The organism is Sphingomonas sp. BL-S-29 (assembly GCF_055521495.1).
The window spans coordinates 1,417,551-1,433,564 of record NZ_CM145482.1 but is presented as its reverse complement, the minus strand read 5'-3'; the positions used below and the strand labels follow the sequence as shown (position 1 = coordinate 1,433,564).

Annotated in this window: 21 protein-coding genes; 12 read left to right on the top strand and 9 right to left on the bottom strand. The window is 66.5% G+C overall.

Annotated features, from left to right (window positions below):
- Positions 1–37: 37 nt before the first annotated feature.
- On the bottom strand, positions 38–955 hold the full coding sequence (locus tag ACZ1I2_RS06920; RefSeq protein WP_465174638.1) for a LysR family transcriptional regulator: 918 nt from the start codon (positions 953–955) through the stop codon (positions 38–40).
- A 110-nt stretch (positions 956–1,065) separates the two neighbouring features.
- Here ACZ1I2_RS06920 and ACZ1I2_RS06915 point away from each other — a divergent pair, with 110 nt between their 5' ends.
- The 7 genes from ACZ1I2_RS06915 to ACZ1I2_RS06885 all read left to right on the top strand — a co-directional run bounded on the left by ACZ1I2_RS06915 (position 1,066) and on the right by ACZ1I2_RS06885 (position 6,188).
- On the top strand, positions 1,066–1,674 hold the full coding sequence (locus ACZ1I2_RS06915) for an FMN-dependent NADH-azoreductase (protein WP_465174639.1): 609 nt from the start codon (positions 1,066–1,068) through the stop codon (positions 1,672–1,674).
- Positions 1,675–1,908: 234 nt separating this feature from the next.
- Positions 1,909–2,655 carry an NUDIX hydrolase gene (locus tag ACZ1I2_RS06910; RefSeq protein ID WP_465174640.1) on the top strand — a complete coding sequence of 249 codons (747 nt, stop codon included), beginning with the start codon at positions 1,909–1,911 and terminating at the stop codon, positions 2,653–2,655.
- 2 nt (positions 2,656–2,657) lie between these two features.
- On the top strand, positions 2,658–3,653 hold the full coding sequence (locus ACZ1I2_RS06905) for an SPFH domain-containing protein (RefSeq protein WP_465174641.1): 996 nt from the start codon (positions 2,658–2,660) through the stop codon (positions 3,651–3,653).
- Between the two features lie 3 nt (positions 3,654–3,656).
- Positions 3,657–4,550 carry a hypothetical protein gene (locus ACZ1I2_RS06900; protein ID WP_465174642.1) on the top strand — a complete coding sequence of 298 codons (894 nt, stop codon included), beginning with the start codon at positions 3,657–3,659 and terminating at the stop codon, positions 4,548–4,550.
- Positions 4,551–4,636: 86 nt separating this feature from the next.
- Positions 4,637–5,125, top strand: a complete 489-nt coding sequence (locus ACZ1I2_RS06895) for a hypothetical protein (protein WP_465174643.1) — start codon at positions 4,637–4,639, stop codon at positions 5,123–5,125.
- A 112-nt stretch (positions 5,126–5,237) separates the two neighbouring features.
- On the top strand, positions 5,238–5,642 hold the full coding sequence (locus ACZ1I2_RS06890; RefSeq protein WP_465170419.1) for a low affinity iron permease family protein: 405 nt from the start codon (positions 5,238–5,240) through the stop codon (positions 5,640–5,642).
- 270 nt (positions 5,643–5,912) lie between these two features.
- Entirely contained in the window at positions 5,913–6,188 is a 276-nt protein-coding gene (locus ACZ1I2_RS06885; RefSeq protein WP_465174644.1) for a hypothetical protein, read from the top strand.
- Positions 6,189–6,341: 153 nt separating this feature from the next.
- On the opposite strand, the gene ACZ1I2_RS06880 is transcribed toward ACZ1I2_RS06885, so the two are convergent.
- Positions 6,342–6,761, bottom strand: coding sequence for a GFA family protein (locus ACZ1I2_RS06880; RefSeq protein ID WP_465174645.1), 420 nt, complete (start codon positions 6,759–6,761; stop codon positions 6,342–6,344).
- A 43-nt stretch (positions 6,762–6,804) separates the two neighbouring features.
- Positions 6,805–7,917 carry an extracellular catalytic domain type 1 short-chain-length polyhydroxyalkanoate depolymerase gene (locus tag ACZ1I2_RS06875; RefSeq protein ID WP_465174646.1) on the bottom strand — a complete coding sequence of 371 codons (1,113 nt, stop codon included), beginning with the start codon at positions 7,915–7,917 and terminating at the stop codon, positions 6,805–6,807.
- Between the two features lie 142 nt (positions 7,918–8,059).
- On the opposite strand from ACZ1I2_RS06875, the gene ACZ1I2_RS06870 reads away from it, so the two are divergent.
- Positions 8,060–9,232 (top strand): serine hydrolase domain-containing protein, encoded by a 1,173-nt coding sequence (locus tag ACZ1I2_RS06870; RefSeq protein WP_465174647.1) that lies wholly within the window; start codon positions 8,060–8,062, stop codon positions 9,230–9,232.
- A 27-nt stretch (positions 9,233–9,259) separates the two neighbouring features.
- On the opposite strand, the gene rarD is transcribed toward ACZ1I2_RS06870, so the two are convergent.
- The 4 genes from rarD to ACZ1I2_RS06850 form a co-directional block, all read right to left on the bottom strand.
- On the bottom strand, positions 9,260–10,168 hold the full coding sequence (gene rarD / locus ACZ1I2_RS06865) for an EamA family transporter RarD (RefSeq protein WP_465170424.1): 909 nt from the start codon (positions 10,166–10,168) through the stop codon (positions 9,260–9,262).
- 457 nt (positions 10,169–10,625) lie between these two features.
- The gene (locus ACZ1I2_RS06860; RefSeq protein WP_465174648.1) at positions 10,626–10,781 is read right to left on the bottom strand and encodes a hypothetical protein; all 156 of its coding nucleotides are present in this window, start codon (positions 10,779–10,781) and stop codon (positions 10,626–10,628) included.
- 248 nt (positions 10,782–11,029) lie between these two features.
- Positions 11,030–11,164, bottom strand: a complete 135-nt coding sequence (locus ACZ1I2_RS06855; protein ID WP_465170426.1) for a hypothetical protein — start codon at positions 11,162–11,164, stop codon at positions 11,030–11,032.
- Between the two features lie 162 nt (positions 11,165–11,326).
- Positions 11,327–12,349, bottom strand: coding sequence for a potassium channel family protein (locus ACZ1I2_RS06850; RefSeq protein WP_465174649.1), 1,023 nt, complete (start codon positions 12,347–12,349; stop codon positions 11,327–11,329).
- A gap of 161 nt (positions 12,350–12,510) precedes the next feature.
- Here ACZ1I2_RS06850 and ACZ1I2_RS06845 point away from each other — a divergent pair, with 161 nt between their 5' ends.
- Together ACZ1I2_RS06845 and ACZ1I2_RS06840 are read left to right on the top strand one after the other, a co-directional pair.
- A complete protein-coding gene (locus tag ACZ1I2_RS06845; protein ID WP_465170428.1) occupies positions 12,511–12,714 on the top strand; it encodes a DUF6771 family protein in 204 nt (67 codons plus the stop codon).
- A 121-nt stretch (positions 12,715–12,835) separates the two neighbouring features.
- Positions 12,836–13,105, top strand: coding sequence for a GlsB/YeaQ/YmgE family stress response membrane protein (locus ACZ1I2_RS06840; protein ID WP_465170429.1), 270 nt, complete (start codon positions 12,836–12,838; stop codon positions 13,103–13,105).
- A 51-nt stretch (positions 13,106–13,156) separates the two neighbouring features.
- Here ACZ1I2_RS06840 and ACZ1I2_RS06835 read toward each other — a convergent pair whose 3' ends face one another.
- Entirely contained in the window at positions 13,157–13,351 is a 195-nt protein-coding gene (locus ACZ1I2_RS06835) for a hypothetical protein (RefSeq protein ID WP_465170430.1), read from the bottom strand.
- Between the two features lie 456 nt (positions 13,352–13,807).
- Here ACZ1I2_RS06835 and ACZ1I2_RS06830 point away from each other — a divergent pair, with 456 nt between their 5' ends.
- Both ACZ1I2_RS06830 and ACZ1I2_RS06825 read left to right on the top strand, forming a co-directional pair.
- Positions 13,808–14,437 carry a retropepsin-like aspartic protease family protein gene (locus tag ACZ1I2_RS06830; RefSeq protein ID WP_465174650.1) on the top strand — a complete coding sequence of 210 codons (630 nt, stop codon included), beginning with the start codon at positions 13,808–13,810 and terminating at the stop codon, positions 14,435–14,437.
- A gap of 72 nt (positions 14,438–14,509) precedes the next feature.
- Positions 14,510–15,004 carry an SRPBCC family protein gene (locus ACZ1I2_RS06825; RefSeq protein ID WP_465174651.1) on the top strand — a complete coding sequence of 165 codons (495 nt, stop codon included), beginning with the start codon at positions 14,510–14,512 and terminating at the stop codon, positions 15,002–15,004.
- 169 nt (positions 15,005–15,173) lie between these two features.
- Here the strand turns inward: ACZ1I2_RS06825 and ACZ1I2_RS06820 are convergent, their stop codons facing one another.
- On the bottom strand, positions 15,174–15,944 hold the full coding sequence (locus ACZ1I2_RS06820; RefSeq protein ID WP_465174652.1) for a MauE/DoxX family redox-associated membrane protein: 771 nt from the start codon (positions 15,942–15,944) through the stop codon (positions 15,174–15,176).
- Positions 15,945–16,014: the final 70 nt, after the last annotated feature.

Sequence of the window (16,014 nt, the reverse complement as noted above, 5' to 3'; positions counted from 1 at the left end):
TCAATAACGGCCTATTGCGATGGCGATGCGGGTCCCCTCAATCATGCCCGCCGGGGCATTGAGCGACCGTATCCTTCAGCCGCTCGATCAGCCAGCGCCCGGCCGGGCCCGGCGGCGTATCCTTGCGGTGCACCGCGAGCATCGGCAGCACATTGCCCTCCGGCCAGCCATCCTCCAGCACCAGTTCGACCAGCCGGCCGTCGGTGAGATCGGCGCGCACCAGCGGTTCGGGCAGGCTGCCCCAGCCAAGGCCGGCGCGCAGGAATTCATGCTTGGCGCCGAGATCGGCGATGCGCCAGGTCCTGGGCGAGAGCACGCCGAATTCCTTCCCGCGCGACAGTTCCGACCGGTCGGTGAGGACGAGCTGGACATGCTCGGCAAGGTCGGCCCGGGGAATCGGTCCTGTGCGTTGCGCCAGCGGGTGCTCGGGTGCCGCGACCATGATCAGCGGGATCGAGAGCAGCCGTTCCTGCACGAAATCCTCGGGCACGAGCGGCAGGGTCCCGACCACGGCAAAGGCCGCATGTCCCTCCACCACCGGCTCGACCACGGCGCCCAGCGCCTCGACATTCACGCGCAGCGGCGTGTGCGGGAAGGTCGCCTGGAAATCGCGCACGGCATGCGCGAAGACATGGATCGGGAACATCACGTCGACCGCGACCGACAGCTCGGCCTCCAGCCCGCCGGCGAGATCGCGGGCGCGCGCCTTGAACGAATCCATCCGCCCCGCCACGGCCCGCGCCTCGGGCACCAGCGCGCTGCCCGCCTCGGTCAGCGCCGGATAGCGTGCGCTTCGATCGAACAACTGCACGCCGATCTGGCGTTCGAGCGTGCCGAGCGTCTGGCTGACGACGGACTGCGCGCGGCCCAGCCGGCGTCCGGCGGCGGAGAAGCTGCCTTCCTCGGCCGCGGCGAGGAAAGTGCGGAGCTGATCGAGCGAGACGGCGTCAAGCATGTATCGGTTTTCCAGATGGTATCCAGATGAATATATAGGCTGTTGCGCTATATAACGAGTCCATATCTGACGCTTCGCAATCACTTTCCTCGTTTGCGAAGGACACCATCATGAAGCTCCTCCATGTCGATTCAAGCATTCTCGGCCCGGGCTCGGTGAGCCGTCATCTCTCGGCCTCGATCGTCGCACAGCAGCAGGCGCTGCACCCCGGCATCGAGATCGTCCGCCGCGACCTTGCAACCAACCCCGTCGATCACCTTTCCGGCCTTCACCTCGCCGCCGCCCAGGGCGCGGTGCCCGAAGCCGAGCCGCTTCAGCGCGATCTCGCCTCCGGCCAGGCGGCGCTCGAGGAATTCCTCGACGCGGACGTGGTGGTGGTCGGCGCGCCGATGTATAATTTCGGCATCCCCAGCCAGCTCAAGGCGTGGATCGATCGCCTCGCGGTCGCCGGCCGCACGTTCAGCTATGGGCCCGATGGCCCTCAGGGCCTGGCCGGCGGCAAGACGGTGATCATCGCCTCATCGCGCGGTGGCTTTTACGGCGCCGATACGCAGGCGGCGTTCCTCGACCATCAGGAAACCTATCTGCGCGGCGTGTTCGGCTTTTTCGGCATCATCGACATCAGTTTCATCCGCGCCGAAGGCGTCGCGATGGGCGAACCGCAGCGCCAGCAGGCAATCGACAGCGCCGAAGCGGAGATCCGCAAGCTGGCGGCGTAAGGGCCGAGGTTCCGCGGGCGCCAATCTCCCACGGCCGCGGCACCCTTTCTCCTTTCCCGGCGAAGGCCGGGATCCAGTCGGGGGACGATCTTTGGCTGGCGTAGCGCTCCGTTACGTCGACCTTCCCCACTGGGCCCCGGCCTTCGCCGGGGAAGGTAGAAGTTTGGCGGTCCTTGACACTTATATCCGACTCGCGCATAAGTAATATGCGAGTTGGATATAAGGCGCTGCGCCGTGGACGAGTCGGACTTTCTCAGGGACTATGATCCCACCGCCTATGAGCCGCTGTCGGTCGCGGTCGATCTTGTCCTGATGAGTGTGGTGGACGGCGCGCCGGCGGCGTTGCTGGTGCGCCGCGCCGACCATCCGCATCTCGGCCGCTGGGCGCTGCCCGGCGGCTTCGTGAAGCCAGACGAGAGCCTGGACGATGCCGCGCGCCGCGTGCTCGCGACCCGCGCGCATATGGAAGGCGCCTGGATCGAACAGCTTTACAGCTTCGGCGCGGTCGATCGCGACCCGCGCATGCGCATCGTCAGCATCGCCTATTTCGCACTGCTGCCCGCCGAGCGCTTCGCCGCCGCGCTCAAGGCAGCGCCCGAGCTGATGCTCGCCACCATCGCCGTGCCCTGGGCGGGCGAGAGCGGCGGGCCGGTCGCGGCGCACGCGCCCGACGGCGCGGCCTTGCCCCTTGCGTTCGACCATGCCGATATCCTCGGCCTCGCGATGCTGCGCCTGCGCGGCAAGCTCGATTATTCGGCGGTCGCCTTCGCGTTGCTGCCCGAGCGGTTCACGCTCCGCGCGCTGCAGGACGTGCATGAGGCGATCCTCGGCACCCAGCTCAACAAACCAGGTTTTCGCCGCCGCATGCTCGACCGCGGCTGGCTCGAGCCGACCGGCGAGCGCGAGACGGGCGCGTCGTTCCGCCCGGCCGAACTGTTCCGCCACCGCACACCCGCTTCCCCCTTTCCACGAGGAGAATGACCATGGCCTATATCCGCAATTTCGGCTTCCTCGCCCAGCTGCGCAGCGATGCGAGCAATCATGTCATCCGCTATCGCAACGGCCGCATGCGGCAGAGCGGGCGCGGGCTGGTCTTCTGGTTCCGGCCGGAGACCGCCAGCCTGGCCGAGCTGCCGATGGACGACCGCGAGATGGCGCTGTTCGTGAAGGGCCGGAGCCAGGATTTCCAGACGGTCGCGGTGCAGGGCACCCTGACCTGGCATGTCACCGACCCGGAACTGCTGGCAAGCCGGGTCGATTTCACCATCGGCGTGTTCAACGGCGCGCTGAAGGGCGAACCGATCCAGCAGATCGAGACCCGGCTCGCCGGCCTCGTCAACCAGGCAGCGCTGCAATATCTGGCGCAGGCTTCCGTGCGGGCGCTGCTCGATGCGGGGCCGGAGCCGCTGCGCAAGGCCCTCGAGGCAGCACTGGGCGGCGATCCGGCGCTGGCCGAGATCGGCATCGGCATCGCCGCGATCAGGCTGACCAATCTCGCGCCCTCCAGCGAGCTGGAACGCGCGCTGCAGACGCCGACCTTCGAGGCGCTCCAGCAAAAGGCCGATCAGGCGACCTTCGAACGCCGGGCACTGGCGGTCGACAAGGAACGCGCGATCGCCGAAAACGAACTGGCCAACAAGACCGAGCTGGCGCGGCGCGAGAAGCAGCTGATCGCCGAGGAGACCGGCAACGCGCGCGACCGCGCCACCGGCCTTGCCGAGGCACAGCAGATCGAGGCGGCGGCCGAGGCCGAGCGCATCCGCACCGTGGAAAGCGCCAGGGCGGAGACCGAGCGCGCGCATATCGCGATCTATCGCGACCTGCCGCCCGGGGTGATGCTGGGGCTGGCCGCGCGCGAGCTGGCCGGCAAGCTCGACACGATCGAGCATCTGAACGTCACGCCCGACCTGCTCGCCACCCTGATGGGCGAGTTCAGGCGCGACGCGACTGCCCTCCCCGCCACCCTGCCGGCGGCATGAGCGATGTCGACGATCACGCCTCGCGCGGTCTTCGTCACGCGGGAAACCGACTATGAGCTGCTGCTCGCGCGCCATGCGACGCGCGAGCAGGCGCGCTTCTTCCTGACGACGCGCGGGCAGCGGATCGAGGATCTCGAGCGCCGCCACGACCAGCTCCATGCCGCCCTGCGCGCGGCGCGGGCGGCGGTGCCCGACACCTGGCGCCAGGCGCTGGTCCACCGCGCCGATCTCGACCGGTTCCTGTTCGGGCCGGAGGATGCGGTGGTCGCGGTCGGACAGGACGGGCTGGTCGCGAACGTCGCGAAATATCTGACCGGCCAGCCGGTGTTCGGCATCAACCCCGCGCCCGACCTGTATGACGGCGTGCTCGTCCGCGTGCCGATCGACCGGCTGGGCCGGCTGCTGCCCGCCGGCATGGCGGGCGATGCCGGCGCCCAGCACCGCACCATGGTCGCCGCGACGCTCGACACGGGCGAGCATCTGCTCGCGCTGAACGAAATCTTCGTCGGGCATCGCAGCCATCAATCGGCGCGCTACAGCCTGGCCGCGGGCCCGGCGCAGGAGGACCAGTCGTCGAGCGGGCTGATCGTCGCGTCGGGCACGGGCGCGACCGGCTGGGCCCGGTCGATCATGGAGGCGACGCACCAGCCGCTCGCGATCGGCGTGGAGGAACGCGCGGTCGCCTATTTCGTGCGCGAGCCCTTTCCCAGTGTCTCGACCGGCACCGATCTGCGCGCCGGCCGACTGACCGATGCGCCGCTGGCGGTCACCTCGCGCATGAACGACGGCGGGGTGATCTTCGCTGACGGGATCGAGCAGGATTTCCTGTCGTTCGACTGGGGCCGGCGCGTGACGATCGGCCCCGCGGGCCGGGCGCTCAACCTGATCACCGGCTGAGCCTGGTATGTCGCGGCCCGACCCTGTAGCGGAGCGCCATCAGGGCGCCTTCCACGGGGAAGGCGCGGATCCGGGAGAATCCGTCGATGCGTGGGTGGTTGGTTACGGTTCTGGCGGCGCCTTTTCTGCTGTCCGGATGCAGCCCTTCCGCGCCCGACCAGAGCGCCACGCAAGGCCCGGTGCCGGCTCCTACGGTCAAGGCCATGGACATCCCGGTCGACAATGCCATTGCCCTGCCACCGACCGCCAATGGCGGCTCCGCAGTATTGAAGCGCGATGCCAGCAAGGTCGAAGGGACCATGCATTACAGCTGCACGGGTGGCGTGACATTGACGGTCGATCACGATCTCGCCTGGGACGTGCTGCGCCTGACGATCGATGCGAAGACGTTCCAGCTGACCAACATGCTGTCCGACACCGCCACCACCAGATATCGCTCGGAAACCGGCCGCACACCCGGCCACAGCCTGATGTGGCAGACCAACGGCGATGAGGGGACCTTGATCGAAGGCCCCGTAAAAGCGCCGGCCGACTCAGCCAGGCAGAAGGCGATCAACTGCCGACAGACTGGCTGAGGGGTTCGATCCAGCGACGAGCGCGTTCCCCGCGCCGGGCGCCTGCGCGACGCATGGCACTATTTCGGAGACGAGTCGTTTCCCGGACAGCTTTTATTCCGGGAGTGCCCCCTTGGACAGTTTCTTCACCAACATCGCGTCGCGCAGCGCGACGATCATGGGGTGGCCCTCGACCTTCCTGCTGGCCACCCTGTGCTGCATCGTCTGGGCGGTATCGGGCCCGATCTTCCATTATTCCGATACCTGGCAGCTCGTCATCAACACGGCGACGACAGTACTCACCTTCCTGGCGGTGTTCCTGATCCAGAACAGCCAGAATCGCGACGGCGCGGCGATCCAGGCGAAGCTCGACGAGATCCTGCGCGCGCTCGACAATGCCCGGGGCGAGTTCGTCGGCATCGAGCATCTGACCGACGCGCAGATCTGCGCGATCCGCACCGCGCTCGAACGCGAAGTCCAGGGTGACGATGCTGAATCCGTCGAGGAAACCGTCGACGAGCTGCTTGCCCGTCGATGAAAAAAAAACGGGTGGAATTTCATCCGTTTCCCGGCGCATCGGTGGCAGTCCTCCCTTAAGGGGGACAAATTCACCAAAAATTAATTAATTTGTGTTAATCAGCATTTGCGGGCGCTTCCCGGTCGCGCCTGCCTAGAGCCCCGGCCCCCCCCCATTCGGCCGGGGCTCTTCTCTTTTTCAGCCGTACCATTTGCCGCCATCGCCCTTCCCTCTCGCGCCGCGCCGCGATTTATGGGACGATGCGGCGCGACGGGCGTGGATCGCGCGACGATGCCGGGGACAACTGGCTGGTCGCGCCATGCCGCAACGTCGCTCGAACAGGGGAGCGGCATGGTCTTTTCCTTTCCCGTCATCGCCTTCGGCGTCATCACCGTGATCGCCGGCGGCGCTGCCATGCTGATGCCGATGGTCAGGGCCCGCCTCGCCCGGTCGCGCAGGCGCCGCCGGTCGAAGAACCGCAGGGACCGCCAGCACACGCCCCGCCAGCGGATCGATATCGTCACGGCGCCCGCCGAGAGCCCGCCTTCAGCCGAGGACAGCAGCTAAAGCGTTTTCGAGCTGGATTGATCCACCACCGTACGGTCCCCGACTTGATCCGGGGTTGTCGAAGCCCTGCTTCTCTTCCTCGGAAGAAAGAACAGCCCTTCGACAAGCTCAGGGCGAACGGGGAGAGGTGATTCCAGCTGACTAAGCTTCGCGCTAGGAGTCCGGCATGGTGGGGAAGACGGTTAGGCCCTGCGGCAGTACCGCCCAGTCGGGGCGGTCGCGATCGAACAGCACCATGGTCGGCGTGAACAGGGACGGATCGTCGAGCGTGCCGGCATAGATGGTGTGGGCCTCGTCCTCGCCGACCACGCCGCCGAAGACGAGGCTGCCACAGCCCGCACATCGGTTGCGCACTGCCTCCCCGCCGCGAAACGCGGACGAGCGGACCTGCGTCGTCTCGCCGCTGAAGCGCAGCACAGCAGCCGGGAAACCCATGAACGGGATATAGGCCGATCCCGACGCGCGGCGGCAATCGCCGCAGCAGCAATAGCCGGCATAATCGGGTGCGGCGACCGCCTCATAGCGCACCGCGCCGCACAGGCAGCCGCCGGTGATGGAGACGGTACCGGCCATGGCGCACTTTTATGAGAGCGCCGAAGCCCCGGCAAGCATTGCCTTAGCGCATTAGTCCGGCGGCGCGCAGTGCATCCTCGATCACCTTTTTCACGCCGGATATTTCTACCTGCGGGGCCGCGGTGGAAACGCGCCGGGGCCGGACGGGCACCGGGCGATCCTGGCGCGGCACGGCCTGTGCCTTGCGCGCAGAAGCCGGCGCGGCATCGGCAATGCCCCAGGAAGCGGCGATGTGCCCCGTCGAGCAGATCCCGACATCCAGCATATAGGGCATGGCCGCGCCGCATCCCTCGGCCGGCGCGATCGGCGTGCCGTGTCCCATGCCGGCGATGGCATGCGCCTCGATCCGGACGCGGCCCTTGGCGTCAGTCCAGGTCCGCCTGGTGTGGCCGCCGATCGTCTCGGCCAGCGCCGGTGCCGCGTCCAGGCCCTGGAGCAGGCGCCATTGCTCGACGATATCCTCCATGTTGGAGGCGGCGACGGTCGAATCGGCAGTGCCGTGCCAGACGGACAGCATCGGCCAGGACCCGTCATGGTCCGAGGCCTGGCGGACTCGCGCGGAGAGTTCCTGACCCTTGGGCCCGCCATGGCCGCGCATCCGGTCGAACGCCTGGGGCACGCCCGCTGCCGTACCGTAAGGCAGCCCGGCGACGATCGCGCCGCCGGCGAACAGCTCGGGCCAGGTCGCGAGCATCACCGCCGTCATCGCGCCGCCGGCCGAGAGGCCGGTCACGAACACCCGTGACGGATCGAGATCATGGTCGGCGATCATCTGGCCGATCATGTTCCGGATCGACAGCGGCTCGCCGCCGTCGCGGCCGACATCGCCGGGTTCGAACCAGTTGAAGCAGAGATTGGCGTTGTTGCTGCGCTTCTGCTCCGGATAGAGCAGCGCGAAGCCGTGCCGGTCGGCGAGCGTCGACCAGCCCGATCCGTGATCATAGCCCGCAGCATTCTGGGTGCACCCGTGCAGCACCACGACCAGCGGCGCACCGGGCCGCAATCCCTCGGGAACATGGATGCGCGCCGCGAGCTGGCCCGGATTGGCGCCGGTTAGGACCATGTCGGTCAGCCGGTCCGCGCCGCCGGCGAACGCCTGCCCCATGCCGGCCTGGGCCGCGGCGAGCCGCGTGATGGTGTCGGAAAGCGTACGCATGATCGGTCCCCCAGGGGGCGAACGAGTCGTCCGCACCTGCTGAACGGATCATAGGCCGGTTTGTTGCTGCGGTGCACAATAAACATTGCCCGCGTCAAACTTCCGATGGCCCCGCAGCCCCGGCGCGGATAGATTTCGCGGCATGCGAACCCTGGTCTTTTGCCTGATGGCGTTGATCGCCACTCCCGCGAGCGCCCAACCTCTCCCGTCAGCAAAGGCGATCGACGCGCGAGCCCGCGCCGCCATGGCGGAGACCGGTGCGAAGGGCATGGCGATCGCGGTGATCGACAAGGGTAAGGTGGTCCATGTCCAGGCGTACGGCATCCGCAATGCCAAGGGCGATCCGCTGCTGACCGATACCGTGATGTACGGCGCCTCGCTGACCAAGACGGTGATGGCCTATACCACCCTGACCCTGGTCGATCGCGGCGTCCTCTCGCTCGATACGCCGTTCGCCGCCGATCTCGACCGGCCCCTGCCCGATTATGACAGCGCGGCGATCGCGCCGGGCAAATATGGTCCGTACAAGGACCTGGCGGGCGACGATCGCTGGCGGCGCATCACGCCGCGCATGGCGCTGACTCATTCCACGGGCTTCCGCAATTTCTGGTTCCTCGAACCCGATGAAAAGCTGCGTATCCATTTCGATCCGGGCACGCAGTTCAGCTATTCGGGCGAAGGGTTCAGCCTGTTGCAGTTCGTCATCGAGCATGGCCGGAAGGCCCAGGGCCTCGGCCTCGATGTCGGCGGCCTGACCGATGCGATCTTCGCGACGCTGGGCATGACGCGCACCAGCCTCACCTGGCGCCCCGATTTCCGCCCCAACCTGGCCGATGGCTGGAACGACAAGGGCGAAGTGGTGGAGCATGACGAACGGTCGAAGGTGCGCGCCGCCGGATCGATGGACACCAGCATCGCCGACCTTGCGACATTCGTCGCGGCGCTGGTGCGCGGCGACGGCTTGTCCCCGGCCTCACGCGCCGAAATGGTCAAGCCGAGCCTGCCGATCGCGACCGCGCATCAATTCCCCAATCTCGCGCCCGATCTGCCGGTGGCCGAGCGCCGCAAGGGGCTGGCGGCGGGCCTTGGCGTGATCGTGTTCGACGGGCCGCAGGGGCATGGCTTCTTCAAGGGCGGGCATGACGAGCAGACCGGCAACACCATGGTCTGCCTGGAACGAGGCCAGCGCTGCGTGCTGATCCTGTCCAACGACGTGCGGGCCGAGGCGGCCTATCCCGCGCTGGTCCGCTTCATCCTGGGCGAAACCGGCACTCCCTATGACTGGGAATATGGCGACCATGCGGGGAAATCCTGAGCCGTTCGGCGGCGGACGACGACCGATCTACCGGGTCGAGGGCCGAAGCCCGACAACATCCCGCGCCGCCGCCCGAGTCGCGCGGATACTGTCCGAGGCATAGACCGCCAGCCCGGTCCAGATCAGCGCGAAGGCGGCAAGGTCGTGCGGGCGCAGATGCTCGCCGAACGCGAAGACGGCGAGCAGGAACTGCAAGGTCGGCGCGATATATTGCAGCAGGCCGAGCGCCGCATAAGGCATGCGCCGCGCGGCGCCCGCGAACAGCAGCAGCGGCGCCGCGGTGACCGCGCCCGCCACGACCAGCAACAGGTCGGTCGCGGTCTCGCGGCCGAACGCGCCCTCGCCGCCGCCATGCGCGACCAGCAACAGGCCGAAGGCGAAGGGCGCGAGCAGGATCGTCTCGACCAGCAGCCCGCCCAGCGCGTCGATCGCCACCACCTTGCGGATCAGGCCATAGATGCCGAAGGTCAGCGCCAGCACCAGCGAAATCCAGATGCTGCTGCCGTTGGACAGCGCCATTACCAGCACCCCCGCCGCCGCCAGCGCGATCGCCACGCCCTGGACGCGCCGCACCCGTTCCCCCAGCACCGCCACGCCCAGCGCGACATTGACCAGCGGATTGATGAAATAGCCCAGGCTCGCATCGAGCACATGGGCATTCTGCACCGCCCAGATATAGACCAGCCAGTTGACCCCGATCAGCAGGGCACTGGCCATCAGCATCAGCAGCGTGCGCCGCGTCACCGCCGCGAGGATCGACCGCACGCGCCCGAACAACAGCGCGACGACGACCAGCATCAGCACCGACCACAGGATGCGATGCGCCAGGATCTGGCTGGCCGGCACATGCTGCAGCAGCTTCAGGTACAGCGGCAGCACGCCCCAGACTATATAGGCGGCGACGCCCAGCATGATGCCGGTGCCCGCGGGCGCCAAGGAAGGGGATGGAGCGTGGTCGGTCAAGGTTTTGCCTGTGCCCGGGGCGTTGCGCCGCAGACGGAGTGGAGGAGGCAGGCAAATGGTCGGCATCGGCCGCCATGGCAACCCGCTTGCCCCCGCACTTTTCCTTGGGGTTGCGATGGCCCCGTTATCGACCGGCCCTGACCGATCCGATTATGCCACCGTCATGCGACCGCCGCGGGAAACGGCGCATGCCGTCGGTCCAGCTGGGGCCCGCTAGAGCGAGCGCTAAATCCGATCCGTTTGTCCTGAGTAGGGATCGAGGTGCCGAAGGCGTATCGAGAGCCCGTATCGAAGGACAGGTTGTCGCACGGAACCTGTCCCTCGATATGCCCTCTCGATACGCCGCTACGTGGCTCCTCGATGGCTACTCAGGACGAACGGGTGTTGGTGGCACCGATTTAATGCAAGATACTCCAGATACGAAGGACGGTTATCGTACCAGGGGCCGGACCCGCCTGGCCTGGGTGGGCGTCGCGACGGACGATGCAAGCGCGGCGACGCGTCTGCGCTCCGCCAGCAGCGCGGCGATCTCGGCCCCCTCATAGCGGAAGGGCGGCTTGCAGCGTTCGGGAAAGGAAATGCGCATGCGCGGGATATCCCCCGCGAAGCCGGCAGCAATGCTATCAAGTACGCGCGTCAGCGACCCTTGCGCAACGACTTCCAGATCTCCGCTCGCCCTGTCGCCGTCGCGCGGGCGAACCGCTGCGACTGCATCCTCGTTCCACGAAATCTCCACAGGCCTGTCTCCTCGTGAAGGAGCATCCACCCGCGGAAACGGGAGCGCAATGATCTGGGTCAATAGGCGGCGCGGTATGACGCCGTCCTCTGGTCATCTCACAGAATAAGAAGAAGCAGCACCACCCAGATCGCCAATGACAAGATCGTGGCAATCATGAAACCCACGACGCCGGAAAGCCTGGCGTGTCCCCGCAGCAAATCAAGCTGGTGCGGCAGCATCACTTTGCTCATTTAAGCGACCTTTTCGGCTTGTATCCTCTCGCAGCAACAATGCACCAAAGTGATGGCAGTTCCAACAAAAATGACGCGATTGTCATCAAATTGAACGTTGTTGGCGCCAGCTCCGTACCCAATGCTCTAAAAGGCGTGATCGCCGGGTCGCGCGCAAGGATTCTAACGCGGCACCACCTCCAGAATCGAGTCCCCGGCTTCGAGGCGCCCCGCCTCGATTTCCCAGAAGCCGAAGACGCTGTCGCCGCGATAGATGCGCATGCCGAGGCCGGTGCCGATCTGGGCCAGCGGGCGGCCCACCTCCTCCGCCGTGACCGGCCGTTCGTGCAACGCGACGCGGCCGTCCGCGGCCGCGAGATCGGCCATATAGTCCGCGATGTGCGGCCCGTGGGTCGACCCGGCGAGCAGCAGCCCGGCAAAGCTCGCCGGGTTGATCACCGTGGTGGCGCCGGCCTGTTTCGCCAGCGCCTCATTGTCCTCCGAGCGGATGATGACGCTGATCGGCACGTCGGGCGCGAGGCGCCGCGCGGTCAGCACGATCAGGATCGAGGTGTCGTCGCGCCCGGCCGAAATGATGATCGCGCGCGCCTTGTCGATCTTGACAGCCTCGAGCGTCGCGTTGCGAGTGGCGTCGCCCTCCAGCACCGCCGCGCCGCATTCCTCTGCGAGGCGCAGCGCCGCGGCGCGTTCGTCGATCATCACGATGGTGTCCGCCGGCTTGCCGCGGCGAATCAGCTCGCACACTGCCTCCGCGCCGCTGGTGCCATAGCCGGCCACGACGAAATGGCCGCTCAATTGCCGCTGGATCACGCTCATACGCCATTTCTCCCAGACGCGCTTGAGGAGGAAATCATAGGCCGTGCCGAGAAAGATCAGCCATACGAACAGCCGCACCGGCGTGACCACGAAGGTGTCGAACATCCGCGCCTGCGGGGTGACCGGCACGATATCCCCATAACCGACCGTGGTGATGGTGATCATGGTGAAATAGAGCACATCGAGAAAGGTGACATGGCCGTCGACATTGTCGCGCAGGCCATCCCGGTCGAGCCAATGGACCGACAGCGCGATGCCGATCAGCCCGAGCGCGAGCAGCACCCGCCAGACGAGCGACAGCCAGATCGGCGTCCGGCTCTTGCGGCGCAGGTTGAGGAAGCTGTCCTTGGGAGCGGGGCCGCGCAACATCACACCGTGTAACGCGCCGGCGCGGGAAGAAGAAGCATGCTTGCCGGCGCTTCGCCTAACGCCGCCGGATCGCCGCCCCGCCAACGCCGTCTGCGACATCCCCTCGGGATATCACCATTTTGGCGCTTTCCGATGTTCCCGTTTTGATCTAACTTCGAGACATGAGCCGATTCGCCGCAGACCTTGCCCCAGCCGATCTCGCCCCTGTCATCCTGGCGGCGCCCGCCTGGGCGCGGATCGGCATCGCCGTCCGCGATCCGCGGCTCCGCGCGCGGGCGGCGGAAACGCTCGCCCGCGCGATCCTGGAGGGGCTGGACGCCGACGAACCGGCGCAGGACGTGAACCAGCTTTTGCTCGGCCTGTAACAACTTCGTTACAGGGGAAGGAACGCCAGGCGATTCCGTCCGTTATGTTGCCAGGTCTCATGAAAGAGCCCGGCGCGCCCGCGAAAGCCTCCGCGCTGTTTCATTGGTCATGGAGAGCAAGATGGGTCTCATTATACTTTTGATCGTCGGCGGCGTCATTGGCTGGCTTGCCAGCATGATCATGCGCACCGACGCGCAGCAGGGCGTTTTCCTGAATGTCGTGGTCGGCATCGTCGGCGCGGTCCTTGCCGGCTTCCTTCTGTCGCCGCTGCTCGGCGTTCCGCCGATCACCAGCGGTGGGTACAGCATCTCGACGATCCTGGTGTCGCTGCTCGGCGCGGTCGTGCTGCTCGCGATCGTCAATCTGGTACGTCGCGGATCGGTTCGCTAACCGGTTCCCGAAACCAACGGCGCGGGGCGGCTTCGGCCGCCCCGTTTGCGTTCAGCCGCCGAGCAGCCAGAGCCGCCCCGCATGGCAGAAAAGCAGGACGGAAAGCCCGGCGGAACAGCCGAAACAGACATGGCCGACATAGACCAGGACCGGCGGATTGGGCTGCCGTTTCTTCCGATTGAGACTTGCGCCCGACAACACGAAGCTGGTCAGCAGGCCATAGGCAAAAGCGATCGCACCAAACATCAATCGTCCCGCTCGTCATTGCTCAAGCCGGGCCCCCGCCCCGCCTGCGCGTTGCTCAATCACAAGCTGGTGAGGTGATCAAGCGGACGACACGCACGGGTTCGGCGAACCGCGGCAAAGGCACGATGGTGCGCTGCCGAAACGGCATCGGAACTGGCGGGGGAAACGGGCGGGAAATGAAACCAGGCCGGACGATGCTGTCCGAACCGGCCTGGTTTACCCCCGACTAGGTGTGAGCCCGATGCGGTTGGCGTGGCCTGAACGATCCGACCCTGAAACTGTTCCGTCGGCCGACGGCATTTTAGGGAAGCGCTTACGCTGCGCGTCGTCCAGCCACTCCGATGCGGGCGCTTCGCTACGAATGCCGCCAGCCTTTCGCGGAACGGTCAGGCTTCATACATGGTGACGGCTGGATATTTACGCGTTCGACGATAGCCGCATGGACGAAGAGGCAGGATGCTCCCCGATCTTGGCGCCACCACGCCGCTCTACTTGCTGCTCGCCGGGCTGCTGATCGCGGCGGTGATCGGGCGGCGCATGCCAGTGGTGCGGACATTGACCACGCTGGTCATCTGGCTGGTGCTCGGCGGGCTGGTGGTGATGCTGGTGCGCGACCGCGGGCGCTTCGATCCCTATCTCGCCAAGGTCGCCGCCATGCTCCAGGCCGACAAGCAGGAAGTGGTCGGCAAGGAAGTGCGCATCCGCATGGCGAATGACGGGCATTTCTGGGTGCATGCGCGCATCGGCGGGGTCGAGCGTCGGATGCTGGTCGACAGCGGCGCGACGGTGACCGCGCTCTCCGCCGGAACCGCGGCCGAGGCCGGGGTCGAGGTGAAGGACACGCCTTTCCCGGTCGTGCTGCGCACCGCCAATGGCATGGTCAACGCCTTGACCGGCACGATCCCGGAACTGCGCTTCGGCACGATCGTCGCGCGCGACCTCGCCGTGGTGGTCTCCCCCGCCTTCGGCGACACCGACGTGATCGGGATGAACTTCCTGTCCCGGCTCAAATCCTGGCGGGTCGAGGGCAAGACGCTGATCCTCGAGCCGAACCATCCCCAGCCGGTGAAACCCGACACGGCGTGACTCGAACAATCACTTTGGCATCCTCCGGCAATCGCCATAGGAAGGCGCGGAAACCACCGGACAGGATGACCGATGATCGCACGTGCCGCCCTTGCCTCAGCCCTTGTCGCCCTGATGGCCGCCGCCACGCCGGCCGCGGCATCCGACTATGTCGTGATCCGCAAGGAGATCCTGGTCGACCGCTCCGCCGACGCAGTGTGGAAGCGGGTCGGCGGCTATTGCGCGATCGCCGAGTGGCTGAAGGTGAAATGCGAGATCGTCTCGGGTAGCGGCGATGTCGGCACGATCCGCCGTCTGAACGACACCACGCTCGAACCGATGGTCGCCAGCACCGCGCACTCCTATACCTATGGCCAGACCGCCGGCGGCATGGCGACCTTCGCCTATAACGGCACGCTCGCGGTCGAGCCGGCCGGCACGGGCAAGTCGCGCATCGTCTACACGCTGATCTACGACGCCGCGCTGATGCCCTCGGACGAGGTGCGCAAGGCCCAGTTCGACCGCGTCAACCCGCGCTTCCAGGGCGCGATCGAGACGATGAAGGCGCTGGCCGAAGAGGAGAAATAGGGCCCCGAAGGCACAAACCCACCCGTTCGTGCCGAGTAGAGATCGAGTAGCCGAAGGCATATCGAGAGCTCGTATCGAGGCACAGGTGGAGCACGATACGCTTGTCCCTCGATATGCCATCTCGACAAGCTTGATGGCTACTCGGGACAAACGGGTGGAGTGCCCACTTCTAGCCCCCCATCGTCATCGCGCCGGCCCCGAACAGCATCCACAGCGCCATCGCAACCATCATCACATTCTCGGTCAGCGAGATGAAGCCGAGCGGCACCTTGCTGTCGCCGCCGACGCACGCGCATTTGATGTCGCGCCGGTCGATATAGACTGCCTTGAACACCGAGACCGCGCCGATCCCGCCGATCACCAGCGCGATGGGCGCCGACAGCCAGGTCAGCGCGCCCGAGACCATCAGCACGCCGGCCAGGCCCTCGGCATAAGGATAGATCGTCCCGTACGGCACCCAGCGCTTCGCCAGCAGATCGTAATTCAGGAACATCGCCGAGAAGCGCTCGACATCCTGCAGCTTGAGCAAGGCGAGCACGCACATGCTGAAGGCGATGAACCACTCGCCCGCACGGATCGTGAAGGGGGTGCCGAACACGGCCTGGCTTGCGGCCAGCGCCATCAGCGCGGTCATCGCGAACAGCATGATCACCGGGCGATACTTCACCGCATTCGGATCGCGCACCGGCTTGCCGAAGAAGCGGCGAAGGTCGTCATAGCCGCCGATCCGCGCGCCATCGATGAAAGTCTGCGGCGTGGTCTTCACATTGTGCTCGGCCTTGAACGCATCGGTCTCTTCGCGCGTCCTGAGCCACCGATCGTCCACCTGATAGCCCTGGCGGCGGAGCAGGTCCTTAGCCTTCAGCCCCCAGGGACAGACATGATCGGGCATGACCATGCGGTAGAGGGTGGCCTGTCCGGCCGGGCGGGTCGTCATCATGCATCTCCAGCGCCCTTGCTCGCGGGCGGACCCGGCCCATATGGGGTCCGGACCATGGTACGGAGTCAAG